Origin of the sequence: Kitasatospora sp. MY 5-36, from assembly GCF_001182915.1 — a bacterium.
Lineage (GTDB): Bacteria > Actinomycetota > Actinomycetes > Streptomycetales > Streptomycetaceae > Kitasatospora.
On record NZ_LFVW01000675.1, the window covers coordinates 1 to 6,077 of the forward strand.

General features: G+C 75.4%; 4 protein-coding genes, 2 pseudogenes and 1 riboswitch. All 6 genes and pseudogenes read right to left on the minus strand.

The features are described from left to right. Positions 1-1,222, minus strand: a pseudogene (locus AE652_RS33320) (5-methyltetrahydropteroyltriglutamate--homocysteine S-methyltransferase); the annotation flags it as partial. Between the two features lie 164 nt (positions 1,223-1,386). After that, positions 1,387-1,624: riboswitch (cobalamin riboswitch) on the minus strand. 82 nt (positions 1,625-1,706) lie between these two features. Further along, a complete protein-coding gene (locus tag AE652_RS33325; protein ID WP_049658429.1) occupies positions 1,707-2,024 on the minus strand; it encodes a hypothetical protein in 318 nt (105 codons plus the stop codon). 18 nt (positions 2,025-2,042) lie between these two features. Continuing rightward, positions 2,043-2,927 (minus strand): ECF transporter S component, encoded by an 885-nt coding sequence (locus AE652_RS33330; protein ID WP_082346140.1) that lies wholly within the window; start codon positions 2,925-2,927, stop codon positions 2,043-2,045. Continuing rightward, the gene (locus AE652_RS33335) at positions 2,924-4,567 is read right to left on the minus strand and encodes an ABC transporter ATP-binding protein (RefSeq protein ID WP_049658430.1); all 1,644 of its coding nucleotides are present in this window, start codon (positions 4,565-4,567) and stop codon (positions 2,924-2,926) included. The genes AE652_RS33330 and AE652_RS33335 overlap by 4 nt, the downstream gene beginning before the upstream one ends. After that, entirely contained in the window at positions 4,564-5,802 is a 1,239-nt protein-coding gene (locus AE652_RS33340) for a CbiQ family ECF transporter T component (RefSeq protein ID WP_049658432.1), read from the minus strand. The genes AE652_RS33335 and AE652_RS33340 overlap by 4 nt, the downstream gene beginning before the upstream one ends. 4 nt (positions 5,803-5,806) lie before the next feature. Next, a pseudogene (locus AE652_RS33345) lies at positions 5,807-6,077 on the minus strand (hypothetical protein); the annotation flags it as partial.

The following is a 6,077-nucleotide window of genomic DNA, read 5'->3' on the forward strand; positions in this document are numbered from 1 at the left end:
GCACCGCCGGGTCGCGGGTGATCGGCGAGCCCGCGCGGGAGGCCAGGTCGGCCCGGTTGGCCGCGAGGTCGGCGGCGATCGCGCCGGTGCCCTCGCGCAGGCCGCGGGCGAGCAGCGCCGCCTCGGTGGCCTTCTGCTTGGCGAAGGCCAGCCAGCGGGCGATCTGCGGGTCGATGTCGCGTTCGAGGGTGGCGTCGATCGGCACGTGCAGCAGGGAGCAGGACGGCGCGACGTCGACGGTGTCGGCGAGGCCCAGCAGGGTCGCCAGGGTCGTGAGGGACTTCTCCAGGTCGTTGATCCAGATGTTGCGCCCGTCGATCACCCCCGCCACCAGCCGCTTGCCGGGCAGGCCGCCGGCGGCGGCGAGGTCCTCCAGGTTGGCCGCGGCCGGGCCGGTGAAGTCCAGTGCCAGACCCTCGATCGGGGCCTTCGCCAGGACCGGCAGGGCCTCGCCGAGCCGGTCGAAGTAGCTCGCGACCAGCAGCTTGGGCCGGTCGGTGAGGGCGCCCAGCTCGCGGTAGGCGCGGGCGGCGGCGTTGAGCTCGGCCGGGGTGCGGTCCTGGACCAGCGCGGGCTCGTCCAACTGCACCCAGTCGGCGCCGGCGGCGCGCAACCCGGCCAGCAGCTCCGCGTAGACGGGCAGCAGCCGGTCCAGCAGGGTGATCGGCTGGAAGTCGGCGGCCACCCCGGGCGCCGGCTTGGCGAGCAGCAGGTAGGTGACCGGCCCGACCAGCACCGGCCGGGCCGCGTGGCCGAGCAGCAGCGCCTCGCGCAGCTCGCCGACGGCCTTGGCCGGGTTCGCCGTGAACACCGTGTCCGGCCCCAGCTCCGGCACCAGGTAGTGGTAGTTGGTGTCGAACCACTTGGTCATCTCCAGCGGGGCGACATCCTGGTTGCCGCGCGCCATGGCGAAGTACCCGTCCAGCGGGTCGGCTTCGACCGCGGCCCGGTGCCGGGGCGGGATCGCGCCGACGGCGACCGTGGTGTCCAGCACGTGGTCGTAGAGCGAGAAGTCACCGGTCGGGACCTCTTCGACGCCGGAGTCGGCGAGCTGCTGCCAGTTCCCCCGGCGCAGGTCGGCGGCGGTGGCCAGCAGCACCTCGGCGGTGACCGAGCCCTTCCAGTAGCCCTCGATGGCCTTCTTGAGCTCCCGGCCCCGGCCCTGGCGGGGGTAGCCGTACGCGGTGGCGACGCTCGCCGCGGCTGCGGACTTCGTGGTCAAGGGACTCTCCTTCGCGAGTCTGTTCTCCTCAGGTACCCGGAGACGGCACGAGGGCGCGAAGGGATGACGTACCCGGCGGCGGCCGTCACGGGAACGTACGGGCCTGGTCCGCCTGGTATGGTCGCCGACCCGCCCACGAGGTCACCGGATAGCCGCGCGCGGGTCGTCCGCGGGCGGGCAGTGGCAGGTCTTCGGACTCGCGGGCGCGTCCGTCCCGTGAAGGGCGGATACCTACTGGCCGTCGCTTCCCAGACCCGTCCCGGGTCCAGTGCGTATGACGGCGGTCGTTCCCACTCACCGCTGCGGGGCAGTCCCGGACTGGCCAGTCGAAAGGCGTCACCGGGTTCCCTCTTGCGACGCCCTGCCTGGCGGACAGGGCGAACCAGCTGCACCGTCAGCTTAGGGGCAAAGCGCCGGGCCTGGCGCGGGAATCTCGGAACCCGTCCGGATGGTGGGACGCCACCATGGCCCGCGGGGCCGGTGGTCAGGTCCGCGTCGGGGTGTCCGGCGTGCGCGGCAGGGCGGCGCGGATGTCCGCGAGCAGTCCGGTCAGGCCGCGTCCCGGGCCCAGTCGGCCGTCCAGTCGCGCGAGCTGGTCGGCCGGGATGCCCGCCAGTATCCGTTCGGCTTCGACCAGCAGCCGCCGTCCCCGCTGGAGGTCGGACCTCATCCTGGCGACCTGCGCCTGCGCTCCGCCCAGCTGGCGGCGGGCGGATTCCAGTGCGGCGTGCTGTTCCGGGGTCAGGACGACGACGTCGACCCCGTCCAGCGTCATCGTCCGGTGCTTCGCGGGCTTGGGCACGATGGTCGGCCTTTCGGTTCAGGGGTGCGCCGGGCCGGTGGGCCGCGCGGCGGTCGGCGGCCCCGCCGTGGTGTCCGGGCCGAGCCGGGTGTCCGGGCCGGATGGGGCGTCCGGGCCGGGCGGGGCCTCGAAGCGCACCGTGGGCTCGAAGTTGGCGCGGCGGGCCGCGCGGCGGAAGACGGTGAGGACGGCCGGCCCGACGACGAGCACGGCGGTGAAGGTGGTGACGGCGCGGCCGGTGTCCCAGCCGAGCGAGGTGGCCAGGTCGAACAGCAGGTAGCGGTGCCACTGCTCGGTGAAGGGCAGGCCCGGCAGGTAGGCGATCGAGCTGTTCGGGTCGGTGGAGAACGGCCAGAAGGAGAGGTTCAGCAGGAAGCCGAAGAGGTAGCCGGAGAACGCCCCGTACCCGGCCAGCAGCGGCACCTCCCAGCGCCGTCCGGCCCCCGGCAGCAGTCCGGCGAGCATGCCGACGAAGGCGCAGCCGAACATCTGGTACGGCATCCAGGGGCCGACGCCGCCGGTGAGCAGCGCGGAGGCGAACAGCGAGGTGCAGCCGAGGGTGAAGCCGAAGCCGGGGCCGAAGACCCGGCCGGCCAGCACCAGGATGAAGAAGACCGTCTCCACTCCGGCGGTGCCGGCGCCGAGCGGGCGGAGTCCGGCGTTGACGGCGGACAGGACGCCGAGCATGGCGAGGGCCTTGGCGTCGATGCCGCCCGCGGAGATCTCCGCGACGACGACGGCGAGCACCAGGACCAGCAGGGCGCCGAAGATCAGCGGCGGCGCGTAGTTGGAGCCGAACCGCCCGGGCGCGACGACGAACGGCCAGGTGAAGGCCACCAGCCCGATGAAGGCGGCCAGGGCGACGACGACGCGGGCCCGGCCGGGGATCCGGACGGCGGTCACCGGGCGGCCTCCACCGCTTCCACGGCCGGCGCGACCTGACGCACCGTCAGATAGCCGAGCGGGGCGAGGATCTTGGCGGTCTGCGGGGCGAAGGTGGGCGAGGCGACGATGACCTCGGCGGTGGGCCCGTCGGCGACGATCTCGCCCTCGGCCATCACCACGACGCGGTCGGCGGCGGAGGCGACGAACTCGACGTCGTGGGTGGAGACGACGACCGTACGGCCTTCGGCGGCGAGGGCGTCCACGATGCCGGTGAGCGCCTCCTTCGCCTGGTAGTCGAGCCCCCGGGTGGGTTCGTCCAGCAGCACGACCCTTGGTGCGGCGGCGAGTTGGATCGCCAGGACGAGGGCCAGCTTCTGCCCCTCGGAGAGGTCCCGGGGGTGGGTGCCGTCCGGGATCCCGGGGGCCAGGCGGTCGAGGACCTGCCGTGCGGTCGGCCCGCCGGCGCCGTCGGCTTCGAGGTCGCTCTGGGCGAGTTCCTGGGCGACCGTCTCCAGGTACAGCAGGTCGGTGGGGGTCTGCGGGACGAGCCCGACCAGCTGCCGGGCCCGGGCCGCGGGCAGCCGCTTGGGGTCCGCGGCCGGGCCGCCCCCGGCGCCGGTGACCTTCACGCTGCCGCCCTGGCGGGGCCCGGAGCCCTGGAGGGCCCACAGGAGCGAGGACTTGCCGGAGCCGTTGCGGCCCATCAGCGCCGTGACCTCGCCCGCCCGCAGCTCCAGCCGGACGTCCCGGACGGCGGCCACCGGCCCGTACCGGACGACCACCCCCGTCGCCTCCAGCACCGGCTCCCCCGCCACCGCTGCCCGGCGCGGCGGGGGAACCGGCAGGTCCGTGAGCCGCTCCCGCAGCGGCGCGGCGGCCCGGCGGGCGTCCCGGACGGACAGCGGCAGCGGCCGCCAGCCGGCCAGTCGGCCGAGGTCGACGACGGGCGGCGCGATCGCGGTGTCCCGGAAGACCTCGGCCGGGGGGCCGTGCACGACCGTCCCGTCGCCGGGCAGGTAGGCGACCCGGTCGGCGTACTGGACGACCCGCTCCAGGCGGTGCTCGGCCAACAGGACGGTCACGCCGAGGTCGTGGACCAGCCGGGTGATCGCGGCCAGCACCTCCTCGGCGGCGGTCGGGTCGAGCGCGGAGGTCGGCTCGTCCAGCACCAGGACGCGCGGGTGCGCGGTGAGCACCGAGCCGATGGCGACGCGCTGCTGCTGGCCGCCGGAGAGCTCGTACAGGGCCCGGTGGCGCAGGTCGGCCAGGCCGAGCAGGTCCAGGGTCTCCTCGACCCGCTTGCGCATGGTCTCCGGCGGGATCGCCAACTGCTCCATGACGTACGCCAGTTCCTCCTCCACCGTGTCGGTGGTGAAGCCGGCCAGCGGGTCCTGCCCGACCACGCCGACCACGTCGGCGAGTTCGCGCGGCGGGTGGTGGGCGGTGTCGCGGCCGTCCACGGTGACCCGGCCGCGCAGGGTTCCGCCGGTGAAGTGCGGCACCAGGCCGTTGACGGCGCCGAGCAGGGTCGACTTGCCGACACCGGTGCGGCCGACCACCAGGCAGAGCTCGCCCTCCGGGATGTGCAGGTCGACGTCGCGCAGGACGGGCGTGCTCTCGCCGTCGTACACCACGCCGACCCGGTCGAATCGGATCACGTGCTCACCTCGGAGGTCGTGCGGTCGGTGCGGTCGGTGGGAGCGGCATCGGGACGTGCGGCCGGGCGCGGCCCCGGCCCGGCGGCGGGTCCGGGCGTCCGGCCGGGCGGTGGCGAGACGATCCCGGCCGCCCCCGCCAGCAGCAGGGCGAGCACCGGGACGAGCGGCAGCGTCGGCCAGGTCAGCGGGTACAGCGAGGGGTTGAGGTCGGTGGCGTCGTAGCCGACGGTGGCGAACAGCAGCACGGCGGCGGTCACCCCGCAGCCGGCCACGCCCCACTCGGCGGCCCGCCAGCGGTCCGGCCGGTAGGTGGTGCGCCGCACCCGCCGCCCGCCGAGCAGCAGACCCGCCACGCAGAGCACGGCCCCCGCGAGGAAGGCGGGCAGGCCGAGCGCGGCCGGGGCCGTCCCGTCCAGCAGCCCGTACACCCCGGCGCACAGGCCGCACATGCCGAGCAGCATCAGCGCGCCGGTCAGCCGGCGGGAGCGGCGCGAGGCGGTGCCGGAACGCCCGTAGCCGCGCGAGTCCATCGCGGCCGCGAGGCTGAGCGAACGCTCCAGCGCGTCCTCCAGGACCGGCACCACGATGCTGCGCAGGGCACGGACGCCCTTGCGCCGCCCGGCGCGCAACCGCCGTGCCCGGGCGACGCGTTGGACGCTCTGCACCAGCTGGGGCGCGACGCTGAGCGACACCGTCACCGCGACGCCCAGCTCGTACAGGGCCCCCGGCAGCACCCGCAGCGCCCGCTTGGGGTTCGCCAGGGTGTTCGCGGCGCCGATGCAGCAGATCAGACAGGCCAGCCGCAGCCCGTCGAAGGCCGCCGAGAGCGTGGCCTCCAGCGAGACCGGGCCGCCGATCTCGATGCCCGCGTACCAGGCGGGGGTGGGGATGTGCGGCAGGGAGAAGAGCAGGTGGTCGTGCGGGGTGACACCGGTGGCGAAGACGCACCGGAAGACCACCCGGATCGCCACCACCGTCAGGGCCAGCCACAGGTAGTAGGCGAACCCGCGCGCCCACGGCGCCTCGCTGCGGCGGGCGGTGACCACGAAGCCGAGCACGGCGAGGACGAGCAGGAGCAGCAGCGGGTTGGTGGTGCGGCTGGCCGCCGTCGCCAGGGCCAGCGCCCAGGCCCACCAGGCCAGCGGGTGGAGGTTGCGCGGGATGCGCCGGCCCCCCGCGAGCCGCCCGGGGGCGCGCTGCGGGGAGCCGGACTCGCGCGTGTCGAGCGTGCCCACCGGATCACTCGGCCCGTCGGCGGCGGCGCCGGGCGGCCACCACCGTGGCCACGCCCAGCGCCACGACGAGGACCGAGCCGAGCACGGCGGGGACCATCGACCCGGAGTCGTGCGGGGCGTCGGCCACCGGGTTGGCGTCCACCACCCCGCCGGGCACGGCTGCCGCGGACGTGGGCCCGGCCTCGGCCGCGGCCGTCTGCGGTGTCGACTGGTCGCTCGGGGCGTCGGTCGGCGGGGCGGTGGACGGCTCGGCCGGCACCGGCGTGGGGTCGGGC